Origin of the sequence: Pseudomonas sp. FYR_7, from assembly GCF_043106155.1 — a bacterium.
Lineage (GTDB): Bacteria > Pseudomonadota > Gammaproteobacteria > Pseudomonadales > Pseudomonadaceae > Aquipseudomonas > Aquipseudomonas parafulva_B.
The window spans coordinates 1-26,975 of record NZ_JBICMI010000006.1 but is presented as its reverse complement, the minus strand read 5'-3'; the positions used below and the strand labels follow the sequence as shown (position 1 = coordinate 26,975).

Here is a 26,975-nt window from a genome sequence, read left to right as displayed (position 1 = left end):
CCTTGGGTGATCCGTACACGCGTGCCCCATTCCTTGTCGCACCGCAATCCGATCCGACCTATATGAAAAGGCTTTGGATAAGGGGCAAAGGGCAGGTAAGGGTCAATGGAACGGGGCAAGAGGAAAGGCCCTACCCGAAAAGGCCAAAAAGCTCTCCCGCCCAGCCCATCACCAGGATGCCGCCATGCTGTCGTTGTTCCGGCACAAACGGGCGCCGCTTGCGACCAACGCTCCCGAAGCACCTTCCACCGAACCAGCCAACAGAGACGCGGCCGGGACCGGCCGCGTCTCTGTTGGCAACACCACGTCGGCAGAAGCTTCTTGAGCACATCTGGCAGCGTACGTCGCTCTCCCGCCGACAGCTCGCGTCGCTGTACCTTGCGCCACTGGAACGCTATGCGAGCCTGGCCCAGCAGTTCCCAGCTTCTGAGAGCCACCACCATGCCTATCCCGGAGGCATGCTGGATCACGGCTTGGAGATCGTTGCCCACGCCCTCAAGCTGCGCCAGTCCTATCTTTTGCCTGCCGGCACGACGCCGGAAGATCAGGCCGCGCAGTCCGAGGACTGGACCGCCGCCGTGGCCTACGCTGCCTTGCTCCATGACCTCGGCAAACTCGCCGTCGACCTGTACGTGGAATATGGTGACGGCACGATCTGGCACCCCTGGCACGGTCCCGTCCAGCGGCCGTATCGCTTTCGCTACCGAGAGGATCGCGAGTATCGGCTGCATGGCGCAGCCACCGGCTTGCTCTATCACCAGGTACCCGACGGGCCCATCCTCGACTGGCTCAGTGCCTATCCCGCCCTGTGGGGATCGCTACTCTACGTGCTGGCAGGCCAGTACGAGCACGCCGGCGTGCTGGGCGAACTGGTCGTACAAGCTGATCGCGCATCGGTGGCCCAGGAGCTGGGCGGCGATCCTAGCCGCGCAATGGCTGCACCCCGGCATGCTCTGCAGCGCAAGCTCATCGATGGCCTTCGCTATCTTCTGAAGGAAGAGTTGAAGCTGAACCAGCACCAGGCATCGGACGGCTGGCTGACACAAGATGCCTTGTGGCTCGTCAGCAAGACTGTTTCCGACAAGTTGCGCGCCCATCTTCTATCCCAAGGTGTCGAGGGAATACCCGCAAGCAATACGGCAGTGTTCAATGTGCTGCAAGGCCTTAGAATGTTGCAGACAAAACCGGAAGACAAAGCCATCTGGCGCGCCACCGTGACCAGTGGCGAGTGGTCCCACAGCTTTACGTTGCTCAAGCTGTCACCCGCGCTGATCTGGGAGTACGGCGATCGGCCCGCGCCCTTCGCCGGCACTGTGACCGTCGATGCGGCACCTGCGACCGAGGAAGCGAATGCGCCTCCACCAGCCACGAGAGCTGGAGAATCCCCTATGCCCCCAACTGCGCCGCTGTCGGATCTGACCCAGGGCATGCCCACAGCAGGCCCCGACAGGGGTGCCGGATGTGATGGAGGAGCTGATATCGATGATCGAAGCACCGGAGGCCGCAGCTCTGGAGCCGCACGCGGAGCCCATGGCAGTGACGCAGCCAGCGCGTCCCTTGCAGCCTGAAGGGAGCACACAAGCGGCCATGCCTTCGCCCTCCGGCATGGGATCAAGACCGGTGCCCGGCAGCCCATCGCTCGCGACAGCACCGCCTTCTGGCGAACATTTCATTGCATGGCTGAAGCAGGGCATCGTTACCCGCCGTCTCATCATCAACGACGCAAAAGCACTGGTGCATACGGTTGGCGATACGGCCTATCTGGTCAGCCCCGGCGTGTTCCAGCGTTATGCGCAAGAGCATCCGCAGATCACCGCGCTGGCCAAGCAGGAAAAATTGCAGGAATGGCAGTGGGTGCAACGACGGTTCGAAAAGTTGCAACTACACCGTAAGCAGGACAGCGGCTTGAATAACTGGACGTGCGAAGTCAAAGGCCCGCGCAAGACGCGGCGGCTGCACGGCTACCTGCTCATCGCCCCCGAGACACTTTTCGACGACTTGCCGCCCAACAACCCCTATTTGTCGCTAGTCTGATACCAACGAGCTTGCCCGATTTCTTGGCTCGGTACAGCGCAAGATCTGCACGCTGCGGCAAAAGCAGAGATTGGATGCACCGACAGGAAAAGCACTATCCTGTTGCAGAAGGGTAGTTCCTGAATTTGGTTTGCCAGCCGTCATTGCATCGGTTCAGTCTTCCCCGCAGCTCTTGTCAGTACGCTTGAGAATACGCTCTGTCTCGGCGATGAGTTCGGAGGCCGCGCAGTTCAGCGCCGACGCGAACCTCAAGATCATCACCAGTGTCGGCATATGCTCGCCGCGTTCGATTTTGCCTATATGGGAACGGTCAACGCCGGCCAGGTGGGCAAGATTCTCTTGAGCTAGACAATTCTTGGCACGGAATGCGCGCACAGCTTTCCCGAACGCTTGGGCGGGTTCGGGTTCGTAAGTAGTGGTGCCTGTAGGTCGGCCTGATCGTGTGGGACGCTTCTGCATCTACAGAAGCGTCAAGGACGGGAGCGTTTTAAACCACGGTAAGTTTAACTCATTCTGCTATTGCTTTATCCCCAGCATGCAGCCATCGGAACATCGCCATGTCTCTCGACCATGCCACTGCTCCACTGCAAATTGCTGTTTCCACCGGCATCATGCCGACTGCACTGGCACACTACTCGCCAAGCAGCACATGGAAGAACCGGAGACACCGGTACGCCTGATAGAAACTACCGAGAAGGATCAGCACCAAGGGTTGAAGGATGGCCGCTACTGCCTGGGACTGTTCTTGTCCATGAATGAGCCGCCTCTTGCAAGAAAGGCATTCTCTCTCTGGCAAGACGAACTGGCACTGGCTCTGCCTTCGCGTTCGCCGCTACTGGCTTTTGCCGAAGTTCCGCTTGGAGAAGCAGTACCGTACCCCCCTGATCATGTGGCAAAGAGGATACTGTAGCCCGCTAGGGCAGCAGATCGAATCCCTGCTGTCATCGGCTGCCAGCAAGCTCAATGTAGTTGATCGGGTGAGCTCCTTTGAGTTGATGGCGGTACTGGTAGCGTCTGGTTATGGCATCGGTCTCGCCACCAAGTCACGTATCTCCTGTTCCCGCAATCTGGACCTTGTGATGCGCCCGCTGGCAAACGGCTCTCACCAAGTGACCACCTACCTGGCTCTACCGCATTCGCCTATGCCGGCCACTGTAAAACGTCTGATTCAACGCGCCCAAGCCGTCGCGAACAACGACAGCCTTTAACCCGGCCTTCAGCACGCAGCGCCGGAAGGCGCGGGTTGTCCGCATCCTCAACCGCTGCGATCCTGTCCGACACTGGCCACCCGTACACCCGCAGAATCCTGCAGCAGGGTGCGCGGCAGCACGAAGCCATTGAACGGACGCTGGGTGAACGGGTTGTTGGCCTTCTCAGCGGTGATGCGATAGCGCATGCCGCCATCGTTGGCGGTGAAACTCAGATCCACGCTGTTGTCGGTAGCACCATTGACGCGCGCCTGCCCCAGCAGGCGGAACAGCGACCACGGCCCGCGATAGGTCAGGCTGCTGCTGTTGCCGGTGCTGTTGATCAGCGTGATGCGGCTTTCCGTGCCATCGCCCAGGCTGTTCGGCCAGATCAGGCCGACAGTGCTGCTGGGGCCATGACTGTAGGGCACCAGTTGCCCTTCGATGCCCAGTACGCTGCTACGCCGGTTCGGGGTCAGGCCAAGCGGTTCGACAGCGAACTGCACGCCGAGCGCACCCCGGTTGTTGAAGAAAGCGTCGCGGATGCGGTTAGCCGCCTCCAATTGCGCCAGCACGTCGGTGCGCACCAGGTAGCCACCCCGGCGCTCGGAGTACAGTGCATCCAGATTGTCTTCGAGGAACAGCTTGAGGTACTGCTCCCTGAACTTCTGCAACCGTCCCTGCGGGCCGAAGAACGCCTCGAAGTCCTCCAGGGACGCATCGACGCGACTGGCCGGATTAAACGGATAGCGCCCGGCCAGCCGCTGGCTGTAGAAGCCGTAGACGTCCGCATCCCAGCGCCGCTCCAACTCCCGCAAAGCCTCGATCAGCAGGATATGCGAAGACTCATCAGCCAGCTTCTTCACATGGCGGTTGAGCGGTTCCGGCAGTCCGGCGGCCACGCGCTGCAGGTTGCCGATGCTATCCGGCCCCTTGAGGGTGAAGCGGGAGAGCACGCTCTCCAGCGCCGCCTTGCCACGATCCGGGCTGTCCTGCACGGCGCGGACGGTATCATAGACATCACCAATCGCCAGCATGGTGCCGTCGAGGAAAGGCGGCGTTTCTCCCTTGGGCGTCAGCAGCCCGCTCATCGTGGCAAAGGCGCGCGAGATCACCGCAGCCTGTTCGCGGGAAACGGCCTCGCTAGACGGGATCTGCGCCTGCGCCCCCTCGCTGGTCGCAGTCGCCATCGGATAGATAGTGCTGTTGTCACGCACGGTTTCCACCAGGCGGCGCAAGGGCGCAGCCGGGCTGGTGACGCTGCCCAGCACCTCGACAGCCTGCGAGATGTTGTCGAAGTCCACCACGTCGAGCTGGCCCAGCGAGCGATGCCAGGTATCGATGTAGTCGGCGTTGTAGAGTGCCCGGATACGCTGTGCCAGCGCCTGCTTGTCCGCCTCGGAGTAATCGATACGGGCACGCTCGCCGAGCGTCCACTGGTCGATCATCGCTAGTTCGGTCAGGTCGTGGCTGTGCGGCTCGAAGTAACCACGGAACCCCTTGCCCGTGAGCAAAGCGTCGATACGGGTTCCGACGTGCCCGTCCTGCTGCGCTACCGGTTTGAACAGAGTGTCAAATGCCGGCCCGACCTCGTGGCGCAGATCCAGCGGGGCATACAGTGCATCCTGCGCCTGCTGTTTCATCGCCATGTAGACCCGCTGCTGGAGCGGGATCTGCCGCAGTTGCTGCTGCACTTCCCGCACCCGCTGCCGGTACTGCGGCAGGCTGGCATCGGCGTATTTCATCGCGTATTCCAGGTGGCGCATCAGCGCACCCTGCACACGGCCTTCAGCGGGGAATGCCGTCTGCCACTGCCGGGCCATCCACTCCTCGACGATCTCCGGGCGCCGGTTCTCCCGGTCTTCGATCATGCGGTAGACACGCAGTGCCGCGAGCTGATCGGTGCTGTTGTCACCGGCCGCCTCAATGGCATTCATCGCCCCCGTGGCCAGCGCCGGCAGGTAGCGCCTGGACAGCAGTTGCAGGTATGCCTCGTCCACCTTCGGGCCGATCGTGCGCCCATGATACAAGCCCATGTCGGATACCAGTGGCCAGGCCTCCCGGTAATCGCCATAGACGGCCACCGCGCTGCGGATCTGGTCGAGCGGCTCCAGCAGGTTGCGTCCGGTCGGATCGATGCGACCATCAATGCGCGCCGCGCTGAACTCGCGACTTTTCTCCAACACGCTGGCGGCCTTGTCGCGGTTAACCACGTAGTAGTGGTGCCAGCCAGCGGCGACCAGCACACCGCCCAGCGTGGCGGCACAACAACCGGCTATCAGTACCCGCTTCTTGTCTGCCAGCACCTTGACGTTGTCGCCAGCCAGGCCCGCTTCGGGATAGATGATCTGCTGAAACAGGCGCTGGGCGAAGTAGACCACTGAACGCCCGTCCGGCTGCGCCCCCGGTACCGGCTCCGGCATGCCGTACGAGCGCGCAGCCGCATTGACGAAGGCATTGCACACCAGCCCCTGCTGGTACACCGAGGAGAAATAGACGCCGCGCACCAGGGCCGGCGTGGTGAAGCGGTCGCTGCCGAGGATCTCCCGCAGGAAGCCCAGCAGTACCGGACGCATACCAGCCAACTGACGCACCAGCGAGAACAGTCCCTCGCGCTGCTCCTGGCTGGTCGGTTCGCCGAGCGCGTCGAAGACCTGCTCGTTGAGCCGGGAGACGAATGCGTCGTAACTGGTCGACAGCTCGCTCAGCCAGGCGTCGAAGTCGTCCATCGACTCCAACGTGAAGGTGAAACCGAAGATGTCCTCGCGCACCGAGCGCGGCAGGCGGGCGAAGAACGGGCCGAAGCCTTCGAGCTGGTCGAACTTGGTCAGCGTCACGTACAGCGGCGGCCGGGTGCCGAGCTGGCTACTGAGTTCGGCCAGACGCGAGCGCAGCAGGATCGCCAGCGCCTTGCGATCGCTGGCACCACGGCCGAGCAACGCGACGATATCCACCACCAGCACCACACCGTTCAACGGCCGCCGGCTGCGGTTTCGGCCCAGCCACGACACCAGACCGTCCCACAAGCGGGCATGGGTGCCGAGCGGCAGACGGCTCTCGCCACCGTCAACACTGGACGAGGCATCCCCATCTTCGCCCTCGGCTGCTTGCGGCGGCGCACCTTCCAGGGGCGGCACATCCGACTGGCTGATGATTTCCCCAGGCGGGTCGATCAGCACAGCCTGGTCGCCAATCCACCAGTCGACCGGGTAGGCAAGATCGGGATCACCGTGTTGCCGCCGACTGCCAGCCTTGGTGATCGCGGTCAGCGAAAAACTCTGGTTGGAGCGGTTGATCAGGCTGGTCTTTCCTGCGTTCTCCTCCCCGAGTACCAGATACCAGGGCAACCGGTACAGTGCGTCGCGTCCCCCCAGGTTCTGGCGCAAGGCGGCAAGGCTGAGATCCAGCGCCCGATCCTGGGCCTCTACAAAGCGCAGCGACGGGTCTTCCTCCCGGCGTTGTGCTTGCCGCTGCGCTTCCTCGAAGCGCTGGTTGCGGCTGCGCAGCACCAGGGCCCAGATCAACGTGGGCACCAGCACCAACAGCACGGTAGCCAGCACCCGCATCGACAGCTCAGCCAGCGGCTGCTGATCGCGCCAGGTCAATTGCGGGCCAAGCCACCAGATCCCAATCATCAGAAAACAGCAGGCCAGCAACAGCAGAACGGGCATCGCGCTGTTGAACTGGCGCACCAGCGGCAGCCCGAAGCGTTTGAGATAAGTCCAGATTCTCGACATGTGACGGTACTCCTTAACCTTTCAACCCAGACTCAGTGACGGACTGCGGAGAAACCCGCTGCGCCAGTTGCGCATGCAGCTCCGGTTCCCATCGCTGTGCGCTGGTCGTTTCCATCAAACCGATGGCGTGCGTATAGAGATCCTCGGCCAGCCAGGACAGGCCGCGCGCCGCAAGCAGATCGGCGGCGATCACCGTGACGTGGCAGCGCTGGCGGGGAGAACTGTCCGCCTTCTGCAGATCCTGCAGCCGGTGCAGCAGTACTTCCACGCCGGCGCTGTCGAGTTGCTCGATCAGCTCTTCGCGCAAAGCACCGTACTCCTGCCAGGCACCACCCTGGGTGTCGTCCTCCGCGCTCGTACTGATCCAACGGGCGGTCTCGTCGTCGACGAATGGCCGGCCGTCATGGAATTTCAGTTCCAGCAGCGTGGGCAGGCGGCGTACGAAACGCACCACGGCATGGCGGATAGCCTCCGCCACCTCTTTCATCTCCAACCGGTCAGCCACGCTCGCAGCCAGGAAGCTGCCGCGTACCCAGTAGGGCGACGACACCACACTCTTTTCGATCCGATGCAACAGCATGGGATCGACGACATTGGCACCAAACGCATCCTCATAGAGCGCGACGGTATCGGCAGGGACGCCATGCAGTTCCGTCCTATTCTCGTGCCGGGCCGAAGGCGCCGCATGCAGGTGTGCCCACAGGGCGAAACGGCGCAACTGGTAGCCAGCCGGATCGTAGGCATCCTGCTGGTTGACGAACTCGGCGACCGTCAGCAGCGTTTTCCTGCTCTCGCGCTCGTTACCCAACTGCAGGCCGCCCGCAGAGGAAAAGAACTGTTCGGTTATCGCCTTGCCGCCTTTTTGCCCGGGTGCCGGTGAACTCTGCGCAAGTGGCGGGAGTGGTGACGTATCCTCTTCCACCCGGCGGATGAGTTGAGCCGTCAGCCTGGTGAGCAAGTCGTCATCGAGTTGCGTCGCAGCGGCACCGCTGCGCAGGCTTCCCAGCGCCTTGCGCGCCATCTCGGTGTACTTGGCGGAAAAGCTCGTCGGGTCGAGTTGCGGCAGTGCCTCGCTCAGGCGCTCGAACAGCAAGGCCAGCGTGCGTCGCTTGGCCAGGTAGCCGGTGGCACCCGGCTTGGGATAGGCCGACTCCCAGTAGCGCTCGACCATCCCGGCCAGCAGCACCAGCGACTCGGCCCAGTCCTGCCATTCCCCCGTGCGCAACCGCGCGGTGATGAGATACCCGGCCACCCGCAAATGCTTGCACTGCCGCGCTAGGTATTCACGCGCCGCCTCGTCGATATAGGACCAGTCCATGCCGGGCTCGTGCAAACTTCCCAGCTTCGCCATCTCCTCCTCAAGGCCCTGGAAGGTTTCGTCCTCTTCATCGAAGTAGCCCGCCGGCTGTTTCTCATCCAGCGGTGCCAACAGAGCTTCCATGTCCAACGCTATGTCATCGCTCACCAGTGACAGGCCTCCCGCTGACGATCCACCAGGCCCTTCAGCCCGGAGGCATCGAATACCAGCCCATCGAACGGGATGTAGTCGCTCTCCAGACGCAAACGGGCACCCTCGCTCACCCGTCTCAACTGATCGATGGCAACCAGACCACGCCCGGCATCCACAACGTTGCCCACCTCCAGTACCTGCCAGGGCACCTTCGATGCGGTGATCGGGCGCTCGTCCAGAACCAGGCGCATCAGTACCTGGTTACGCTCGATCGGCTGCTCCACCAGCAGTTGCAGGCGAGTAATATTGGAGAGGCAACTGACCGCTAGGTAGGGCCGCTGCTCGGCCACGCCCAGCGCCGGCGCGGAGATCACCACCTGCGGCTGATCCAGAGCCAGATCGCTGCTTTCCATGATCAGGAAACGCGCCTCGTCCTGGGCAGATCTGGCCGTTTCGTTGTCGCGCACCAAGTCGGCAATCGACGGCACCACAATACGCGGTGCCGCGTCGTGGTCATCAGACTGCCCACGCGGTACAACGGGAAGCGGTGGCGTGCCGTCCCGTTCATCGAAGCAGGCCAGCCGCTCTACCGCCGAGACAATCGCAACACAGTCACGTGCAGTCTGAGTACCTGGTTCGGCCAGCGTTGCAACCTCCCCGCGTTGCTCCACCTGGCCTTTATCCCAAGCATCGCACCCGCCCCCCAGCAGCAACCACACGGGCAGCAGTGGGAAAAACACTTTCATGAGGAACGGACCTCCCTTTCATCCAGATTCCATTGCTGGCATTTTCGTGCCAGGGTCCGCTTGGGAATACCCAGGCTCAGTGCTGCGCGACTACGCGAACCGTCGAGCTGACGCAGACGGATGTCGATCATCATTCGCTCGAAAGCATCGACGGCCTCCGGCAGGTTGTCGGTTGCCAGCAGTTGCTGAACCAACGCATCCGCGTCGTCTTCGTTGTCTGTTGGTACTGCCAGGGGCGGCTCGAAGTACATCATCAGCGCGCTCACACTCTCTGCACAGATGGCTTCTCCGTTCCCAGTACGTTCGGCGGCAGCCAGCACCAGGCTGCGCAGCTCGCGTACGTTGCCGGGGAAGATATGGGCTTCCAGCAGACGCAAAGCATCAGGCGCAATGCCAGCTACATGCACCTGCCGCTCCCGGTTATGCTGGAGCAGCGCATGGGCCACAAGCGGTGCCACGTCCTCGATCCGCTCGCGCAGTGCCGGCAGGTGCAGGTTCAACTGGCGGATACGGAAATACAGATCCTCGCGAAAACGGCCATCGCGGATCATCTGCGGCAGCGGCTGATGCGTCGCGCAGATCAGGCGGAAGTTCGACGCACGCTCGTCCGTCGCGCCCACTGGCCGGTACTTCTTCTCGTTGAGGACGCGCAGCAGCCTACTCTGCAGTTCCAACGGCATATCGCCGATCTCGTCCAGGAACAGAGTGCCGCCATCGGCCTCGGCCACCAGCCCGATGCGCGCCTGGGTCGCCCCGGTAAAGGCCCCCCGGGTGCTGCCGAACAATTCAGCCTCGATCAGGTCTTTCGGGATCGCCGCGCAATTGACCGGCACGAATTTTCCGGCGCGCGACGACGCCTGGTGGATCAGCCAGGCGGCATGATCCTTACCCGCCCCGGTTTCCCCGGTGATCAGGGCCGACAGGTGCGAATCGGCAAGATTGACCATCTCCTCGCGCACCCGCCGGGCCGCTGCACTGCCTCCGACGAACTCGGCGGCCAGCAGGCGCACCGCTCGCGTACGCCCCTGCTCGGCTTCGCGTGCCTTGCGCACCGAATGCTCGTAGCGGGCGTTCCTGTCCGCCGCCATTCGATCGCGCAGCCGAGCAAACAACCCGGCGTACATGCCTGTCAGCGCCTGCCACACGGGATCGGCACGCCAGGCATGCAAACCATCCGGGCCACCGACCCAGACCAATACCCCATGAGCCTGCTGGCAGGCATCCAGCAGGGGCATTGCCAACAGGCCCGCACGGCTCGGCAGGCGTGCGCGCAGTGCATCGAAACTCTCTCCGACCGCGACCAGTTGCAGCACATCGTCGATCTGGCAGGGCTGGCCCGCCAGCAGGTTATAAACCAGCGGGTTGTCCTGCTCTCCCAGATCAATCGCCGGTAACCCATCGACCGGTAGAGATGTTGACGTGCTGGCAAGCGGTTGCAACCAGCCACCCTCGGCATCGCGCTGGAAGCACAGACCCTGTTCCAGGCCATGCGCCTGCACGGCAGCCGTCAGAAAAATCTGCGCCAAACGCTCCAACTGCGTCGTTGCGGCCATCTCGCCCGCCAGCCTTGCTATCTGCAACGCTTCCATGCGTCCTCCCTCAATCCAGAATCGCCCGGAACTCGTGCTCATCCCAATCCAGACGGACAGTGGAGAAAGGCTCGCCGGAGGCCTGGCGCTGCAAGGTTGCCAGTGCCAGTGGCGGCAGCAGCTCACCATCGAGGCTGGCATCAAGCATGCGCGCGCCGTTTTCGTGGCGGATGCAGCGACGACGCAGTTCCGCGCGGGCGCTCTCATCCACCTCCAACTGCGCGCCGTAGCGCTCTTCGTACTGCCGCCGGATGCGCTGCAGACGCGCATCGACGATCTCGCCCAGCACCGCCTCATCGAGGTAGCGGTACGGCACCACCTGCATGCGCGCAAGCAGGGCGGGCTTGAAGAAGCGCATCAACCGTCCGCGCAGCGCCTCGTCGTCGAGATCTCCCAGGCTGTCGTCCTGCTGGTCGAACCCAAGGTTCGAAGTCAGGAAGAACAGAATGTTCTTGCAGTCGATCAGGCGCCCCTCACCATCGGCCAGCTCGCCCTTGTCGAACGCCTGATAGAAGATGTTGAGCACTTCCGGGTGGGCTTTCTCGACCTCATCCAGCAACACCACCGAATACGGCCGCTGGCGGATCGCCTGGGTCAGTACCCCACCTTCGCCGTAGCCAACATAACCCGGTGGCGCCCCGAGCAGGCGCGCAACAGTGTGCTTCTCCTGGTACTCGGACATGTTGATGCTGGTCAGGAACTGCTTGCCGCCGAACAAGTTGTCGGCGACCGCCAGCGCGGTCTCGGTCTTGCCGACACCACTCGGCCCCACCAGAAGGAAGGCACCTAGCGGCGTACCGGGCCGGCGCAAATCGGCCAGCGCAGTCAACAGGTAACGGTGTACCCGCTCAATAGCCGCATCCTGACCTCGCACCCGCTCGCGCAGCACCGACGGCAGGCTGCCCAGGCGCTCCACCCGATCGCTGGTGATGGTGTTGGCCGGAATCCCCGTCCAATCCGCAATCACCTGCGCCACCTGCTCCCGGCCCACGTCCGCATGCAGCAGCGCGCCCTCGCGCTGTAACACAGTCAGTTCTTCCACCTTGGCGACAAGCTGTTCACGTACCAGAACGTCGTCCTTCGCCTCGGCCCGTAACGCCAGGATCTCATCCACCAACGCACGCTGCTGTTCCCAGGCCACTTGCAGCTGGGCCATCCGCGTTTGCACGTCCTGACGCGTCGTATCCAATCCATCCAGACGCGACGCATCGACGTTCCGGCCAGCCTGGCGATCCTGCCACAGATGCTCAAGTTCAGCATCGATCTGTACCAGCTCACTGTTCAGCGCAGACAGCGGCCGGGGCGATTCGGCCAGTGCTGTCGCCACCCGCGCGCAGGCGGTATCGAGCACATCGATGGCCTTGTCCGGCAACTGCCGGCCGGACAGATAGCGCGCGGATAGCGCCGCCGCAGCCTGAAGTGCGTCATCGCTGATATAGACACGGTGGGCCTGCTCGTAGACCGGACGCAACCCCCGCAGGATATGCACCGCCTGCTCCGGGCTCGGCTCGTCCAGCTTCACCAACTGGAAGCGCCGCGACAACGCGGGGTCTTTCTCGAAATACTTCTTGTACTCGCTCCAGGTCGTAGCCGCGATGGTACGCAGCTCACCGCGCGCCAGCGCCGGCTTGAGCAAGTTCGCCGCGTCGCTGCCACCGGCAGCATTGCCTGCGCCGATCAGGGTATGTGCCTCGTCGATGAACAGGATGATCGGTTTCGCGGAGGCCTTGACCTCCTCGATCACCATCTTCAGCCGCTTCTCGAACTCGCCTTTCACCGAGGCTCCGGCCTGCAATGCCCCCAGATCGAGGCTCCATAAGGCCACCTGGCGCAGCGGCTCAGGCACGCGTCCCTGCACGATGCGCAGCGCCAACCCTTCCACTACGGCGCTCTTACCGACACCGGCATCGCCGACCACAATGGGATTGTTCTTGCGCCGCCGAGACAGGATGTCGGTGGCCAGATCGATCTCCGCATCACGGCACAGCACCGGATCGATGCGCCCCTCGCGGGCCTGGGCGGTGATGTCCTGACCGTACTTGGCCAGGCCAGATTCGGCTGCCGCAGTTGGGGATACCGCAGCGCCCGCCTCCGAGTCCTGCGGGGTCTCGGAGGAGTTGGCCAGCAAAGCGTTGAACTGCTTGCGCAGCGTCTCGCGGTTGATGTCTTCAAGCAGCCGAATGGCCTGCAGGGGCAGATAGCGGCCGGGATTCATCAGCACGGCCAGCAGCAGGCTGCCACCACGGATGACGTCCTGCTTCGCTTCCAGCGAGCCGAGCAGCCAAGCCTCCTGCAACAACTCGATCAGCAGCGGAGAGAACGACGGGTACTGGTCATTACCGTCGTCCCGCCCGGCGAACGCAGACGAGAGCGCCTGCCTTGCGGCATCCACATCGATACCGCCGTGCTTGAGCAGTATCCGCACGTCACCCAAGGGGTTATCCAGGAGCTTGAATAACAGATGCGGCACCGTCACTTCTGCGCCGCGATGTGTGATGCACAGGCTGGAAGCTTCTTCCAGGCCATGCCGGCAAGCCGGATTCAGGCGTTCGAAAAGCGCCGGCAGATCAATCCTGATCATCTCAGGGAACTACTCCTTAGATACTTGCGGCCATCCAACCGGGGCCGCCACCTGATCCCTGCGCCTGATGCGCACCGTGCAGTTTCCTGACGACACATCCTGCGCTTGCAAATAAAAACACCCAAGAGTCTGACCAGATAATCACATGCCTAACAATCAGACTTTTCTGATTTTAGGGACATACTTCAGCTTTTTAGGCTGAGCTGGTTTTTTGATTGACACAATAGAAAAGCACTCGTCATCCTCGCCGCGGTTTGAGTGGTTTTTGAAAAAGGAGTTTTAGCATGTCGAGCAAACCAGGATCTGTCGCCCCGCAGGAACGCATCAATATCAAATACGTTCCCGCCACCGGCGACCAGCAAGCGGAAATAGAACTGCCCCTGAAACTGCTGGTAACCGGCGACTTCAAGGGACACGGGGAAGAACAGGCGCTGGAAGAGCGCCAGGCCGTCAGGATCGACAAGGACACCTTCGATGCCGTGTTGTCCAAGGCCGAACTGAAGCTCGACCTGGAAGTGCCGTCCATCCTCGGTGATGGCGACAAAGGCGACACCCTGGCCTTCAACCTGCAATTCAAATCGATGAGCGACTTCTCGCCCGACGCCATCGCCAAGCAGGTTCCCGCCCTCAACAATCTTCTGGAACTGCGCGAAGCACTGGTTGCCCTCAAAGGGCCGCTGGGCAATGCGCCGGCCTTCCGCAAGCAGTTGCAAACACTGCTAGCCAATGAAGAGGCCCGCAACAAACTGACCCAGGAACTCGGCCTGCAGCCGGATCAACCCCTGAACTCTTGATCGGCAGTCCTGGCACTGCCGCTCGGGACAGCCGTCCCGGGTCTTCCTTCGCGTACTGACAAGGAGTCACATCATGACCCAAGAAAACGCAGCGCTCGTCGACGCTGAGCGCGCCACCGATTCTTCCAGCCTTCTCGACCAGATCATGGCCCAGACGCGTATCGCGCCCGACCAGGAAGGCTATGCCATCGCCGAACGCGGCGTGGCCGCTTTCATCACCGAAATGCTCAAGTCCGACGACCGCGAGCAACCGGTCAACAAAGTGCTGGTCGACCAGATGATCGCCGAGCTCGACCACCAGCTCAGCCAGCAGATGGACATCATCCTGCACCAGCCGCCGTTGCAGGAGCTTGAATCCGCCTGGCGCGGCCTGAAGCTGCTGGTGGATCGCACCGACTTCCGCGAGAACATCAAGATCGAAGTGCTCCACGTCACCAAGGACGAGTTGCTGGAAGACTTCGAGAGCGCCGGCGATATCACCCGCAGCGGCCTGTACAAGCACGTCTACACCGCAGGCTACGGCCAGTTCGGCGGCGAACCGACCGCGACCATCGTCGGCAACTACACCTTCGGCCCCGCCGCGCCGGACATCAAGCTGCTGCGCTACGTCGCCTCAGTCGGTGCCATGGCCCACTCGCCCTTCCTCGCAGCGGCCGGCCCGGAGTTCTTCAACCTCGACGACTTCCAGGGCCTGCCCGACCTCAAGGAAGTCAAAGACATTTTCGAAGGCCCGCGCTTCGCCAAGTGGCGTGGCCTGCGCGAAACCGAAGATGCGCGCTACCTCGGCCTGACCTTGCCGCGCTTCCTGCTGCGTCAGCCCTATGACCCGCTGGAGAACCCGGTGCGCAGCTTCACCTACCGGGAAGGCATAGACGGCGATCACGCCAACTACCTGTGGGGCAACACCGCCTACCTGCTGGCCAGCCGCATCACCGAGAGCTTCGCCCGCTACCGCTGGTGCCCGAACATCATCGGCCCGCAGTCCGGCGGCGCGGTCGACGACCTGCCCGTGCACCTGTACGAGTCCCTGGGGCAACTGCAGGCCAAGATCCCGACCGAAGTGCTGGTCTCCGACCGCAAGGAATTCGAACTGTCGGAAGAAGGCTTCATCCCGTTGACCATGCGCAAGGACAGCGATAACGCCTCCTTCTTCTCGGCCAACTCCGTGCAGAAACCGAAGATCTTCCCCAAGACACCGGAAGGCCTGCAAGCGCAGACCAACTACAAACTCGGCACGCAACTGCCCTACATGTTCATCATCAACCGCCTGGCCCACTACATCAAAGTGCTGCAGCGAGAACAGATCGGCAGTTGGAAAGAACGCCAGGATCTGGAGCGTGAGCTCAACATGTGGCTCAAGCAGTACATCGCCGACCAGGAAAGCCCGTCCGCCGACGTGCGCAGCCGCCGTCCGCTGCGTGCAGCCCACATCGAGGTGCAGGACGTCGCCGGCAATCCGGGCTGGTACCAGGTCTCGATGGCCGTGCGGCCGCACTTCAAGTACATGGGCGCCAACTTCGAACTGTCCCTCGTGGGCCGTCTCGACAAGGATCAGTGAAGTAAGGAGGAGTACCCATGCCAAGATCGGCGGGTCTAGGGAGTCTGTTCGAGCGGCTTGACCCCGACGTTCCTCTCCTGCGCATCCTGTCTCGGCAGGAACAGGTACAGGAGCGCATCCGGGGGATCAAGCAGAACCTTGAACGCATTCTCAACACCCGCCAGGGCTGCTCCGCGAGCAGCCCTGAGCTGGGCCTGCGGGACTTCAACAACGCCTCACTAGGCAGCACTGACCTGCAACAGCGGGTCGGCGCAGACATACGCCGCTCGATCGCGGCCCATGAGCCGCGCATCAAGGTTGTCAGCGTGCGCGTGCAGCCTGACGCCACCCAGCCCCTGAACCTGCATATCAGGCTCGATTGCCTGGTGCCCCTGCAGGGGATGGAAGAACAGATGGAGATCGACCTGGTCGTCAACGGACTGGATCGGCTCATAAGGATATCGGGATGAGGCAGGTATGCCGTTACGCACCAAATTCCGCGACGAACTGAACCTGCTGCGCCGGCTCGGCAGCCAGTTCGCTCTCGAAAACCCTCAGCTTGCACGCTTTCTGGGCGACCAGACGGCCGATCCGGACGTAGAACGCCTGATCGAAGGCTTCGCCTTCCTCACCGCCAAGCTGCGGCTGAAGATCGAGGACGACCTTCCCGAGCTCACCCACTCGCTGCTGCAATTGTTGTGGCCGAACTACCTGCGCCCGCTGCCCAGCGCCACCATCATGCGCTTCGATCCGATCGAGCGGGCCGTCAGCGAACGCCAGGTGATCCCCAAGGGCACCCGCATGCTGTCCCGGCCCGTCTCCGGCGTATCCTGCGAGTTCCGCACCTGCACCGACGTCGTGCTCTATCCACTGCGCCTGCGCGAGGTCAGCGACGCACACACCCGGGAAAAGTCCATCGTCCGCATCGACCTGCAGTCCATCACTGACAACCCGCTCGATGCCATCGATTGCGACCGGCTGGACTTCCACCTCAGCGGCGACGGCACCACCGCGCAGACGCTCTACCTGTGGCTGTCCAGATACCTCAGCGGCATCACCGTGGAATGCGACGGCCAGGTACGCCATCTGTCCCCCAGGCAGGTGGCGTTTCCCGGTTTCGATCCGGACGAAGCGCTGCTGCCCTACTCGAAGAACGCCTTCGATGGCTACCGTATCCTGCAGGAATACTTCGTCTTCCCGCAGCGCTTCCACTTCTTCAGCCTGACCGGTCTGCGCGCGCTCTGGCCCGCCCAGGCTACCGAACACATCCGCTTCGAGTTGCATTTCTCGCGGCCAATGCCCGCCGACATTCGCCTGCGCACCGCTGACATCGCGCTGTATTGCACCCCGTCAGTCAACCTCTTCCCCCACGATGCCGAACCGGTTCGCCTCGACGGGCGCAGGGTCGATCAACGGCTGATGCCCACCGGCCAGCGCCCCGAATACTTTGAGATTTTCAGCATCGACAACGTCAGCGGCTGGCAGGTCAAGTCCGACGGCCAGCGCGGCGAACGCTTGCGTACCTTTCATCCGTTCGAGTCGTTCCAGCACGAAATCGAACATGCCCACGGGCGCACCGCGCTCTACTACCGCAGCCGCATCGAGCCCGCGCTAATCCAGGATGGCGTCGTCCATCGGATCGCCTTCGTGCGCGGCGACGAAACCGACTACATCGGCCATAGCGAAACCGTCTCGATCTCACTCACCTGCACCAACCGCAACCTGCCGCTGGCCCTCGGCGCTGGCGATATCTGCCTGCCCACCCAGAGCACGCCGAGGTTCGCCACCTACGCCAACATCACGCGCCCCACCCCCTCGTACCGCCCGGTATTGGACGGCGCACTGCAATGGACACTGATCTCCAACCTGTCGCTGAACTACCTGTCGCTGCTCTCGGCCGAGCCGCTGAAGGCCGTCATTCGCGCCTACGACTTCGCCGCACTGCATGACATCCAGCAAGCCCGTAGCACCCGCAAGCGCCTCGACGGCATCGGCGAAGCGATCACCACCCCGGCCGACGTACTGATGAAAGGCCTGCCCATCCGCGGCCTGCAGACCCTGCTCAAGCTCGACCAGAGCGCCTTCCTGTGTGAAGGCGACCTCTACCTGTTCGGCACCGTACTCAGCCACTTCTTCGGCCTGTACGCCAGCATCAACTCATTCCATCAACTGGAAGTCCTCAACACCACCAACAACGAGCGCTACGAATGGCCATTGCAGACCGGCAAGCAACCGCTGATCTAGCCGATACCCTGCTGGCCGAGGCAAGGAACTACGATTTCTTCCGGCTATTGGAGCATCTGCACCACCTGCACGAGGACGACCTCGAAGCAGCGGACACCTTCGACCCGGACAACCTGCGCGTGCGTCTGGCCAGCTATCCGGGCCTGGGTTTTCCTGCCTCCGACGTCGCCCTGGCCGAGCGCATGCCGCCCCATGTCCAGGGCGATTACCGCGTCCAGGCCACCTTCCTCGGCATGCACGGGCCGGACTCCCCGCTGCCCGGCTACTACCTGGACAGGCTCGCCTACGAACACGCGCAGGGCATCGGCATCCGCCCGGCCTTCCTCGACTTCTTCAACCACCGCCTGCTCACCCTGCTGCACCAGACCTGGCGCAAGTACCGCTACTACGTGCGCTTCCGGCGCGAAGCCAAGGATCGCTTCTCGCGCTACGTCTTCTCCCTCATGGGACTTAACGACGAAGAACTGCGCGGCACTACGCCCATCGCCTGGAGCCGCCTGCTCAGCTATGCCGGCCTGATCGCCAGCCGCAGCCGCTCGCCCACCGTCGTCTCGGGCATCATCGCCCACTGCTTCGACCTCACCGACGTCAGCATCCGCGAATTCGAGCAACGCTACATGGACATCCCGCAGCCCCAGCGCCTGGCGCTGGGCAAACGCAACGGCACCCTGGGCGACAATTTCGTCCTCGGCGGTCGCGTGCGCACGCGCGCCAGTAAGTTCACCCTGGTCATCCGCGATCTGAATCAAGAACGCTTCCGCCAGTTCCTGCCCAGCGGCGAGAACTTCGCCCGGCTGCGCAAACTGATCGACTTCCTGCTGCCCGACCCGACCGCCTACGACCTGGAGCTGGGGCTGCGTCAGGAAGAAGTACCGCCTTTCAACCTCAAGCGCAGCAACGGCACCCATCTGGGCTGGACGAGCTTCATGGATCGCCAGAGCCTGCGCAGCCAATCCACCGTCCGCATCAGGGTGCGCTCATGAACCGGCCCGCCAACACACCGCGCATTGCCCTGGTGGTCGTCAACCCGCAGATACTGCGTCAGGGCTGCGCGCCCAGCTACAGTTTCGAGGCGGCGGGCGGCACTATCGGCAGCCACGGCACCGACTGGCTGCTCAGCGACAACCGCGAGCGCATTCTCCCCGTGCACTGCGAAATCGTGCTCGACGAAGGCCTGTTCTGCGTCGTCGACCGCTCGGGCCACACGCGCCTGAACGGCAGCGATGCCGCCCTGGGCCTGCACGTCAGCGCCCGCCTGGCCGAAGGCGACATCCTGCACATCGGCCCCTACCGGGTATCCGTCCACCTGCACGACCAGCAACATGCGCTGCCCGACCCGTCGCGCCACCTGATCCAGTACGACGTGGGCGAACTGCTCAACCTCCAGGACGAGCGCCTCGACCTGTTCGAGCAACTGGCGCCGGACGTCCTGCCCGACAGCGCCCCCACGGCAGAGAAAGACCTCCTGCAAAGCTGGCTGGAAGGCGCAGAGCCCGGCAACGGCGATCTCGACCCCCTGCTGGCCCTCAATGCCGGCCGCATCGTCGAGGAAGCGCATCAGTACAGCCTTATCGAAGACATCCACCACGGCATGACGCCAGCCAGCACCCAGCCGGATCTGGCCGCCACCCGCTTCGAAGCCATCAGCGGGTTGCCCGTCGCACGGCCCGAAGCCGCCGTCAGCTCCTACCTGGTGGCAGAGCTGCCGCCCGCACCGGCCTGCACCGCCGGGCCATTGCTCGACATCCTCCAGCCTTCGGCGCCGACGACATACAGCGCCACAGCCACCCAAACCGCCATGAACCCGGCACAGGCACAACAGCCCGACGCCCTCCTCACCCATGCCATCACGATAGGGCTCGACGCTATGTTGCCGTCCGCACCGTCCAGAGCCGAACTGGAAAGATTCTGGCAGGCATTCAACCAGGCCTACGACCAGGCACAGCGCACACAAGAGATGGAAGCGCAATGAAACTCAAACCACACCTCGCACTCCTGCTCGCCGCCGCGAGCCTGCCCGGCTGCAGCTTGCTCGGCTTCGGCGAAGACGAAGAGCCCCTGGGGCCGACCACGCAAGTGGCGTTCAGCCTTTACGCCAGCCCCAGCGTCAACCCCAACCCGAACACCCCACAGGCCGAAGCGGACGCCACCGTCCACACTCCGTCCGTGGCCACGCCCATCGGCGTGGACGGAGCCGGACAGGCGCTCTACCAGATCAACCTGACGGGCAGTGACCAGCTCGACCTGATCGACAAACTCAGCATTCTGCTCAACCAGTTGCAGTCCGGTGGTTCGGGCGACGCGCCTGCACGTCTGGCAGAAGGCATTCCCTTCGACCCTTCGCTGCAGATACCCAAGGCCGATGGCACGCCCGCCACGCCGACCCTGTCCCGTATCCCCGACCTGGAAGCGCTGGCGCGGCGCACCTATGACGTACCCCTGGTGCCAAACACCCTCGACGACCGCGCTCCTGCCTGGCTCGACGCGGCCACCGACGCCTGGCAGCACGCTGGCACCGCCCCGGCCGAAAGCGCCGCCAGCCCCGCGCCCGAGGCCGTGGCCACGCCCATCACCTTCAAGATCCTGCAGCTCAAGGACGACTCGCTGTTCCTCAACGCCGACCTCGACCTGCTCACCCAGAACCTCAAGAAAGCCCTCGGCAAAACCTACCTGGAAGACGACGACTACATCCTGCTGCCCGGCCAGTTCAAGTTTATCGACTACGCGGATATCCACGAGGACACCCGCTACCTCGCCGTCTTCGCCAACTTCCACGACCAGAACGGCGCCACCTGGAAACAGGTACTGCGCCTGGAGCCCAACGGGCACAAGTACGCCCTGCTGGTCACCCTCCACGACAACGCGGTCGCCATCACCGAAGAGCGCTACCGCCAGCCGAAACCGAGACCGATGAAATGACATCGAGACAGGAAGTCGCCCTCAACTCACAGGCATACGAGCGGGAGGCTACGGTATGAACACTAAGACCATTATCAGGCAGGCCGAAACCGACACCCTCGCCGAAATTCTCACCTGGGTACGGGAAGTCGTCGAAGGCCGTGGCCAGTCCGTCAGCCAGATGGTCGTCACCGTCGTGCTCGGCTGCATTCCCGGCGTCGGTCAGGCGCTCGACGCCTACAACATCCTGCGCGCCCTCCATTCGCTGACCCGCGACAGCGACAACGCCGACAATTGGATCGAACTGGTGCTCTGCCTGATCGCCCTGGTGCCGCTGTTTGGCGACGCGCTCAAGAACGTCTTCCGCATGCTGCGTAGCGGCGTGCCCATGAGCCGCATCCTCGACAGCCTGCCCAGGGACGTGCGCGGCAATATCGAGAAGTGGTTCCGCGAGCTGGACTGGGCCAGCTACACCCGCCAGCTCGTCGCCAAGACCAACCAGATCCTCGATGGCATGATCGACGTGCTCGGCACCCGCAGCGCCCGCTGGATCATGGACAAACAGGGCCTCAACCGCCTGGTCACCCAGCTCCGGGTACTCAAGGCCAAGGCCCAGCAGAAGATCGAACAGGCCATGGGCTCGCTGCAGCAATCCCACCAGATGCCCAGCCCCTGCCCAACACCACCGCGGGCTCCCGCGCCAGCCGCCATGCCGACACCCCGCGCCAGTCGCCGCCCGGCTCATCAGCACCGGCATCCAGTGGCGGCAACGCAGGCAAGCCGGCCCAGCAAAGTACCAACACCACCAGCCAGACCCCGGCCGCCTCATCCACACCCGCAGCCTCGGCCCCGGCCAACCGCGATATCCCCACCAACTCCAGCGGCACGGCCATACCACGCCAGGGCCAGGTCAGCGCGCAACAACGGCAGAGCCAGCGCAGCCGCCGCAATCGCCGTGAAATCGGCGTATCGGGTGAACATATCGCCGACTACTTCTTCGTCAAGCGCCAGAAGAATCGCTCGAAGATCAACAAGAACGCTCGCCTGTACGAGATGAAGCAGCCCGACGGCAATCTGCCGGGAGGACATCAGGGTATCGACCATGTCTGGCATGGCAGCCGATTGCCCCTGGGCTACCGGGTCAGCGATACCAAGGGCACGGGAAAAGGCATGCACCGGCTGGAAACCCCGAAGCGTGTCTTCGAGGCGCTGCGCTATGGTCTGGATGCCTATATGGGGGAGGAGGATGAAAGCCGTCTAGGAAATAACCTTGGCGACACAAAGGATGGCCGCCAACTCAGTCATCGCTGGGTAGCTGCCAGGATAGATAAGGCAGAGATCGTTGCCGAGCATAGTGACTTGCTCCGGAAAATAAGGGCTTGGAGACGTGTTCACTTCAAATTGGGTTCGACCATTTCCCTGGATGAAGGCACTCCACAGAAACAGTTGGTCAAGTGCCCCTACGACCGCAGTGTAATTACTGTGGTCGGTGCCAATCACAACCTACACGACAGGCGCAAGGGCAAGACCAGTCCCCGCTGTGCCAAGGGTCAGGCCAGCCACCAGATTGGCACCGAATTCGTCATCCCCACCGATATCCTCATAGGCTGATCGATATGCAAGCGCTCCATCCCATCGACTGGAAATATTGGGCCACCTGGCAGGTTCCATCCACACGTTTTGAGCAGCGTCGCGAACCGCACTTACGCTACTTCCGGTACAGCGAATTGTTTGAAGAAGCATTAAGTGGCGTTGCCATGATCACTACCGACTTGCCGAAGTACCGAGACAAGGCAAAACCCGGTGGTTTGATGACCTCCACACGACAGCGACTATGGGACGTGCTGAACTGGCTCAGCCTGCAATACTCCGCTGGCGCGCCGGTGGAAGCCTTCGCCGAAGTCTGGCCCCATGCCCTGGTCTGGGCCGAGGAATACGCCGGCTTTCAGGAAGCCTACCTGCAGACGCCCGATGCCAACGGCCGAGTCATGCCGCATGTCTATCTCAAGGGCAACGAATACTGGATCGTCGCCCTGCGTCTGGTCTGCTTCGGCCTGCTCAGCGGCCATGCCGCACAGATGCCAAGGGTCATGGCGATCCTCGATTTCGCCAACGTGGAGCTGGGCATCCGCGACGGCCTGCTCGAACGCCTGGTCGCGCCCTTCGCCCCCGGCCGTGGCACCCCGCCGGATACCGCCACCCGCCATTTGCCCTACCGTAAGCTGTTCAAGGTCTTCGACGCCACGCCCGAGAAGCGCCCGACGCTTATGACCAAGTACCTGGACGAGTGGTATCACGCCAGCCGCCGCGAACCCTATACCGACCTGCATGGCGAGTCGGATGTTTCTTTCTATGGCTATTGGGCCTGGGAGGCCGCCGCCGTCACCTGGCTGTTGGAGATTGATGACAGCAGCTACCGCGATATGCCGTTTTACCCCCGCGACCTGGCGGACTTTGCCCGTAACCTGCCGGCCACACCCGCTACGCCATCGGTGCCGCCGCCCACCTACGCCGGCCAGCCCTGCCCGCGCGCCGGCTACTGGTTCACCCTGGCCCAACACGGCTCGCGCCGTCAGTTCGCCCAGGATGAGGTATTCCCCGAGATCCCCAGTGAAACCAGCAAGGGCCTGACTCTCTGGCAGTGGGCCGATAACCAGATCGGGGATCACGTGCCATGACTACATCCCCGCGCAACGCACACCTCACCCTCCACGACAACGCGGTCGCCATCACCGAAGAGCGCTACCGCCAGCCGAAACCGAGACCGACGAAATGACATCAAGGAACTCTGTCATCTGGAGCGAAGGCTTGTTCGTCAAGCCACAGCACTTCCAACAACAGGCGCGCGCGCTGGAGCACCACGCCAACCAGCGCATCAACGCCGTCAGCGAACACCTGTACGGCTTCAGCGTGCTGGAGCTGAACCACGAGTACCTGAGCTTCGGCAAGATCGCCATCGTCAGGGCCCAGGGCGTCATGCCCGACGGCACGGTCTTCAACATCCCCAACGACCAGCCGCCGCCCGCGCCCCTGACCATCGCCGACGCCACCAGCGCCGGCCAGGTGGTCTACCTGACCCTGCCGCTCAAGTCCGACGGCGTGCTGGAAGTGCAATGGCCCGACACCTACGCCAACGCCCGCTACATCGCGCACGCCGAGGAAGCCAGGGACACCCACAGCGAAGAAGGCGACCACATCCGCCTGGATCTGGCCATCCCCAACCTGCAACTGACCCTGGAGCGGGACGACCGCAGCGCCTTCACCGGCATCGCTCTGTGCCACATCCTCGACAAGCGCCCGGACGGCAGCCTGGTGCTCGACGAACACTTCTACCCCACCAGCGTCTCGCTGTCCGCCGTGCCGCCACTAGGGCGCTTCCTCGGCGAAACCGCCAGCCTGATGCGCGAACGTGCCCGCAGCATCGCCGAGCGTATCGGCTCGCCCAGCCAATCCGGCGTGGCCGACGTCACCGACTTCAACCTGCTACAGGCCCTCAACCGCCTGCACCCGCTGTTCCTGCACCTGTCGCGCCGCCAGCACGTGCACCCCGAGCAGCTCTATGTCGCCTTCAGCCAGGCTTGCGGCGAACTGGTGACCTTCACCGACGACGGCCGCCTGCCGGAAGAGTACCCGGCCTACCAGCACGACAACCTGCGTGAATCCTTCCGCCGCCTGGAAGAAACCCTGCGCCGCGTCCTCAGCACCGTCCTGCAACCGCGCGCCGTCTCGCTGCCGATCATCAAGCAGCAGTACGGCACCCTCACCGCCGCCGTGCACGACCGCCGCCTGCTCGACGACGCCGACTTCATCCTCGCCGTGCGCGCCCGCATGCCGCTGGAAAAACTGCGCCAGCAATTCCTCCAGCAGGCCAAGGTCGCCTCGCAGGAAAAACTCAGCGAACTCATCAACCTGCAACTGCCCGGCATCCCGCTCACCCCGCTGCCCGTCGCGCCGCGCCACCTGCCGTTCCACTCCGGCTTCAGCTACTTCCAGCTCGACCGCAGCCACGCCAACTGGCAAATGATGCGCGAGGCCGCAGGCTTCGGCTTCCACATCGCCGGGGACTACCCCGAACTGGAAATGCAGTTCTGGGCCATCAGGAGCCAATGACATGACCAACACACTTACCCGCCAGCCCTACCTGCGTACCCCGCCCGCGCCTGCCGTCCCGCACAAGCGCGTCATCGGCTTCGACACCATCGAACACATCGACGCCGACGAAGACCTCGGCTTCCAGTTGCGCGGCCACGGCTACAACCCGCTGGCCGACGGCGCCATCCCCCTGTTCGGCCTGATCGTGCGCCTGCGCAAGACCCAGGCCTACGACAACGTCGGCGAACTCTACGACAGCGTACGCAAGCAGATCGCCGCGCTGGACGAAGAAGCCCGCCAGCACGGCTACGACAACGCCACCCACCTGGCCTACCGCTACATCCTCTGCGCCTTCATCGACGAAGCCGTCATGGGCACCCCCTGGGGCTCGCAATCGATCTGGGCCGAACGCTCCATGCTCAGCATCTACCACGACGAAACCTGGGGCGGCGAAAAGTTCTTCACCATCCTCTCGCGCATGCTGATGGAGCCGGAGAAATACCGCGACGTGCTCGAATTCCAGTACCTGTGCCTGTGCCTCGGCTTCAAGGGCAAGTACGGCGTGCAGCACAACGGCAACGAAGTGCTGCAGGGACACATCAGCAAACTGCACCGCGTCCTGCGCGAACTGCGCGGCGACACCCCCGAACAGCTCACCGACGCCAGCGCCAACGTCACCACCCGCCGCTACCTCATCGGCCGCCAACTGCCGTGGTGGACACCCTGGCTCGCCGTCGTCGTCGTGCTGGCAGGCATCTTCGCCTTCTATGCCGTGAACCTCGACGACGCCACGCAGCAGGTCATGCAATCGCTCGACGAGATCCTCAAGCACTGAACGAACGGAACAGGGGAGCCCAACCATGCCGCGCCAATCCGACCTGCGTTTCACCGTCACCGCACCCGCCGGTGACTTCGAGGTGGCCGCCCTCTCCCTCGACGAGGCTCTCTCCACCCCCTTTCGCCTGCACCTCGAACTGGCCAGCTTCGACCCGGCCATCGACTTCGCCCAACTGCTCGACCAGCCCCTGACTCTCCATATCGCCCAGGGCCGTGTGGTGCGCCACGTCCACGGCCTGGTCAGCACCTTCGAGCAGGCCGACACCGGCCACCGCCGCACCCGCTACCGTGCCGTTGTCGAGCCCGCACTCGCCCGCCTCGGCCTGTGCGCCGACTGGCGCATTTTTCAGGCGTTGAGTGTTCCCCAGATCATCGAACAGGTCATCGCCCAGCACAGCATCACCGATGTCGAACTCGTTTCCACCCGCGAGCACCTGCCGCGCGAGTACTGCGTCCAGGCCGGCGAGACCGACCTCGATTTCGTTGAACGCCTCGCCGCCGAGGAAGGGTTCTACTACGCCTTCGAGCACCGCGCCGACGGCCACCGTCTGGTCTTCAGCGACCGCCTCTACAGCCACGGTGCCATCGACGGCGAACCCGTCACCTACAACCCCAAGGCCGGTGGCGATGCGCCCAGGCCCGCGCTGCACCGCTTCGTCTATGCCGAGCAGGTGCGCACCGCCCGCCAGACCCAGCGTGACTACACCTTCAAGCACCCGCGCTACAACCAGCAGCACAGCGTCGACGGCGTTGAGCTCGACCACCAGCGCAGCGACTACGAGCGTTACGCGTACCCTGGCCGCTACAAACAGGACGAGGCTGGCAAGCCCTTTACCGAAACCCGCCTGCTCGCCCTGCGCGGCGATGCCCGCCTGGCCCGTGTCGAAGGCGACGATGCCCGTCTGCTGCCCGGCCCCGCGTTTACCCTCAGCGGCCACCCGCGCGAGGACATGAACCGCGGCTGGCGCACCCTGCGCTTGCATCACGAGGGCGTGCAGGCCACCAGCCAGCAGGAAGACGCCGCCGACGCCGAACAGGGCACCCGCTACCACTTCAGCGCCGAGTTGCTGCCCGACCACGCCGACTGGCGCGCGCCGCTGCCGCCCAAGCCGCGCATCGACGGCCCGCACATCGCCACCGTCGTCGGCCCCGAGGGCGAAGAGATTTACTGCGACGAGTTCGGCCGCGTAAAAATCCAGTTCCCCTGGGATCGCCTGGCGGTCGAGGATGAGCACAGCTCCTGCTGGGT

Annotated in this window: 20 protein-coding genes and 1 pseudogene; 15 read left to right on the top strand and 6 right to left on the bottom strand. The window is 63.4% G+C overall.

The genetic code is table 11. The features are described from left to right. Positions 1 to 184 precede the first annotated feature (184 nt). A pseudogene (gene mobH, locus ACF8R3_RS00305) lies at positions 185 to 2,034 on the top strand (MobH family relaxase). Positions 2,035 to 2,187: 153 nt separating this feature from the next. Here the strand turns inward: mobH and ACF8R3_RS00300 are convergent. Then, complete coding sequence (locus tag ACF8R3_RS00300; protein ID WP_392514565.1) at positions 2,188 to 2,493, bottom strand: helix-turn-helix domain-containing protein; 306 nt, start codon at positions 2,491 to 2,493, stop codon at positions 2,188 to 2,190. A 296-nt stretch (positions 2,494 to 2,789) separates the two neighbouring features. On the opposite strand from ACF8R3_RS00300, the gene ACF8R3_RS00295 reads away from it, so the two are divergent. Continuing rightward, on the top strand, positions 2,790 to 3,242 hold the full coding sequence (locus tag ACF8R3_RS00295; protein WP_196127950.1) for a LysR substrate-binding domain-containing protein: 453 nt from the start codon (positions 2,790 to 2,792) through the stop codon (positions 3,240 to 3,242). 47 nt (positions 3,243 to 3,289) lie between these two features. Here the strand turns inward: ACF8R3_RS00295 and tssM are convergent, their stop codons facing one another. Genes tssM through tssH form a run of 5 tightly spaced genes read right to left on the bottom strand, consistent with a single transcriptional unit; the run spans position 3,290 to position 13,324 of the window. Further along, complete coding sequence (tssM, locus tag ACF8R3_RS00290; RefSeq protein ID WP_196186662.1) at positions 3,290 to 6,958, bottom strand: type VI secretion system membrane subunit TssM; 3,669 nt, start codon at positions 6,956 to 6,958, stop codon at positions 3,290 to 3,292. A gap of 13 nt (positions 6,959 to 6,971) precedes the next feature. After that, positions 6,972 to 8,432 (bottom strand): type VI secretion system protein TssA, encoded by a 1,461-nt coding sequence (gene tssA, locus ACF8R3_RS00285; RefSeq protein WP_196186663.1) that lies wholly within the window; start codon positions 8,430 to 8,432, stop codon positions 6,972 to 6,974. Beyond that, positions 8,420 to 9,154, bottom strand: coding sequence for a type VI secretion system-associated protein VasI (vasI, locus tag ACF8R3_RS00280; RefSeq protein WP_144965165.1), 735 nt, complete (start codon positions 9,152 to 9,154; stop codon positions 8,420 to 8,422). Before vasI ends, tssA begins: the two co-directional genes overlap by 13 nt. Further along, positions 9,151 to 10,743, bottom strand: a complete 1,593-nt coding sequence (locus tag ACF8R3_RS00275; protein ID WP_196186661.1) for a sigma 54-interacting transcriptional regulator — start codon at positions 10,741 to 10,743, stop codon at positions 9,151 to 9,153. The genes vasI and ACF8R3_RS00275 overlap by 4 nt, the downstream gene beginning before the upstream one ends. 10 nt (positions 10,744 to 10,753) lie before the next feature. Continuing rightward, complete coding sequence (tssH, locus tag ACF8R3_RS00270; protein ID WP_196186660.1) at positions 10,754 to 13,324, bottom strand: type VI secretion system ATPase TssH; 2,571 nt, start codon at positions 13,322 to 13,324, stop codon at positions 10,754 to 10,756. 284 nt (positions 13,325 to 13,608) lie between these two features. Here tssH and tssB point away from each other — a divergent pair, with 284 nt between their 5' ends. The 13 genes from tssB to tssI form a co-directional block, all read left to right on the top strand. Continuing rightward, complete coding sequence (tssB, locus tag ACF8R3_RS00265) at positions 13,609 to 14,118, top strand: type VI secretion system contractile sheath small subunit (protein ID WP_144965159.1); 510 nt, start codon at positions 13,609 to 13,611, stop codon at positions 14,116 to 14,118. Between the two features lie 73 nt (positions 14,119 to 14,191). Beyond that, positions 14,192 to 15,676 (top strand): type VI secretion system contractile sheath large subunit, encoded by a 1,485-nt coding sequence (gene tssC / locus ACF8R3_RS00260; RefSeq protein ID WP_196127945.1) that lies wholly within the window; start codon positions 14,192 to 14,194, stop codon positions 15,674 to 15,676. Positions 15,677 to 15,693: 17 nt separating this feature from the next. Next, on the top strand, positions 15,694 to 16,125 hold the full coding sequence (tssE, locus tag ACF8R3_RS00255; protein ID WP_144965157.1) for a type VI secretion system baseplate subunit TssE: 432 nt from the start codon (positions 15,694 to 15,696) through the stop codon (positions 16,123 to 16,125). A gap of 7 nt (positions 16,126 to 16,132) precedes the next feature. Beyond that, complete coding sequence (gene tssF / locus ACF8R3_RS00250; protein ID WP_392514561.1) at positions 16,133 to 17,899, top strand: type VI secretion system baseplate subunit TssF; 1,767 nt, start codon at positions 16,133 to 16,135, stop codon at positions 17,897 to 17,899. Then, positions 17,863 to 18,882, top strand: coding sequence for a type VI secretion system baseplate subunit TssG (gene tssG / locus ACF8R3_RS00245; protein WP_196186658.1), 1,020 nt, complete (start codon positions 17,863 to 17,865; stop codon positions 18,880 to 18,882). Before tssF ends, tssG begins: the two co-directional genes overlap by 37 nt. Next, on the top strand, positions 18,879 to 19,871 hold the full coding sequence (locus ACF8R3_RS00240; RefSeq protein WP_196186657.1) for an FHA domain-containing protein: 993 nt from the start codon (positions 18,879 to 18,881) through the stop codon (positions 19,869 to 19,871). Before tssG ends, ACF8R3_RS00240 begins: the two co-directional genes overlap by 4 nt. Further along, the gene (tssJ, locus tag ACF8R3_RS00235; RefSeq protein WP_197844982.1) at positions 19,868 to 20,818 is read left to right on the top strand and encodes a type VI secretion system lipoprotein TssJ; all 951 of its coding nucleotides are present in this window, start codon (positions 19,868 to 19,870) and stop codon (positions 20,816 to 20,818) included. The genes ACF8R3_RS00240 and tssJ overlap by 4 nt, the downstream gene beginning before the upstream one ends. 55 nt (positions 20,819 to 20,873) lie before the next feature. Continuing rightward, the gene (locus ACF8R3_RS00230; RefSeq protein ID WP_196186656.1) at positions 20,874 to 21,854 is read left to right on the top strand and encodes a hypothetical protein; all 981 of its coding nucleotides are present in this window, start codon (positions 20,874 to 20,876) and stop codon (positions 21,852 to 21,854) included. After that, the gene (locus ACF8R3_RS00225) at positions 21,851 to 22,408 is read left to right on the top strand and encodes a hypothetical protein (RefSeq protein ID WP_196186655.1); all 558 of its coding nucleotides are present in this window, start codon (positions 21,851 to 21,853) and stop codon (positions 22,406 to 22,408) included. The genes ACF8R3_RS00230 and ACF8R3_RS00225 overlap by 4 nt, the downstream gene beginning before the upstream one ends. A 146-nt stretch (positions 22,409 to 22,554) precedes the next feature. Further along, on the top strand, positions 22,555 to 23,475 hold the full coding sequence (locus tag ACF8R3_RS00220; RefSeq protein ID WP_230376704.1) for a PoNe immunity protein domain-containing protein: 921 nt from the start codon (positions 22,555 to 22,557) through the stop codon (positions 23,473 to 23,475). Positions 23,476 to 23,569: 94 nt separating this feature from the next. Then, the gene (tssK, locus tag ACF8R3_RS00215; protein ID WP_326384453.1) at positions 23,570 to 24,907 is read left to right on the top strand and encodes a type VI secretion system baseplate subunit TssK; all 1,338 of its coding nucleotides are present in this window, start codon (positions 23,570 to 23,572) and stop codon (positions 24,905 to 24,907) included. Between the two features lies 1 nt (position 24,908). Then, a complete protein-coding gene (icmH, locus tag ACF8R3_RS00210; protein ID WP_196127937.1) occupies positions 24,909 to 25,724 on the top strand; it encodes a type IVB secretion system protein IcmH/DotU in 816 nt (271 codons plus the stop codon). Positions 25,725 to 25,749: 25 nt separating this feature from the next. Further along, a partial coding sequence (gene tssI / locus ACF8R3_RS00205) for a type VI secretion system tip protein TssI/VgrG (RefSeq protein ID WP_392514557.1) occupies positions 25,750 to 26,975 on the top strand: 1,226 nt, incomplete at its 3' end.

Excerpts from the sequence above, each read along its gene's own strand:
- icmH (WP_196127937.1), top strand. The coding sequence starts at position 24,909 with ATGACCAACACACTTACCCGCCAGCCCTACCTGCGTACCCCGCCCGCG.
- ACF8R3_RS00275 (WP_196186661.1), bottom strand. The coding sequence starts at position 10,743 with ATGGAAGCGTTGCAGATAGCAAGGCTGGCGGGCGAGATGGCCGCAACG.
- ACF8R3_RS00240 (WP_196186657.1), top strand. The coding sequence starts at position 18,879 with ATGAACCGGCCCGCCAACACACCGCGCATTGCCCTGGTGGTCGTCAAC.
- ACF8R3_RS00220 (WP_230376704.1), top strand. The coding sequence starts at position 22,555 with ATGATCACTACCGACTTGCCGAAGTACCGAGACAAGGCAAAACCCGGT.
- tssK (WP_326384453.1), top strand. The coding sequence starts at position 23,570 with ATGACATCAAGGAACTCTGTCATCTGGAGCGAAGGCTTGTTCGTCAAG.
- ACF8R3_RS00230 (WP_196186656.1), top strand. The coding sequence starts at position 20,874 with ATGAACACTAAGACCATTATCAGGCAGGCCGAAACCGACACCCTCGCC.
- tssF (WP_392514561.1), top strand. The coding sequence starts at position 16,133 with ATGCCGTTACGCACCAAATTCCGCGACGAACTGAACCTGCTGCGCCGG.
- tssE (WP_144965157.1), top strand. The coding sequence starts at position 15,694 with ATGCCAAGATCGGCGGGTCTAGGGAGTCTGTTCGAGCGGCTTGACCCC.
- tssH (WP_196186660.1), bottom strand. The coding sequence starts at position 13,324 with ATGATCAGGATTGATCTGCCGGCGCTTTTCGAACGCCTGAATCCGGCT.
- ACF8R3_RS00225 (WP_196186655.1), top strand. The coding sequence starts at position 21,851 with ATGAAGCAGCCCGACGGCAATCTGCCGGGAGGACATCAGGGTATCGAC.
- tssG (WP_196186658.1), top strand. The coding sequence starts at position 17,863 with ATGGCCATTGCAGACCGGCAAGCAACCGCTGATCTAGCCGATACCCTG.
- tssM (WP_196186662.1), bottom strand. The coding sequence starts at position 6,958 with ATGTCGAGAATCTGGACTTATCTCAAACGCTTCGGGCTGCCGCTGGTG.
- ACF8R3_RS00295 (WP_196127950.1), top strand. The coding sequence starts at position 2,790 with ATGAGCCGCCTCTTGCAAGAAAGGCATTCTCTCTCTGGCAAGACGAAC.
- tssB (WP_144965159.1), top strand. The coding sequence starts at position 13,609 with ATGTCGAGCAAACCAGGATCTGTCGCCCCGCAGGAACGCATCAATATC.
- tssJ (WP_197844982.1), top strand. The coding sequence starts at position 19,868 with ATGAAACTCAAACCACACCTCGCACTCCTGCTCGCCGCCGCGAGCCTG.
- vasI (WP_144965165.1), bottom strand. The coding sequence starts at position 9,154 with ATGAAAGTGTTTTTCCCACTGCTGCCCGTGTGGTTGCTGCTGGGGGGC.
- ACF8R3_RS00300 (WP_392514565.1), bottom strand. The coding sequence starts at position 2,493 with ATGCAGAAGCGTCCCACACGATCAGGCCGACCTACAGGCACCACTACT.
- tssC (WP_196127945.1), top strand. The coding sequence starts at position 14,192 with ATGACCCAAGAAAACGCAGCGCTCGTCGACGCTGAGCGCGCCACCGAT.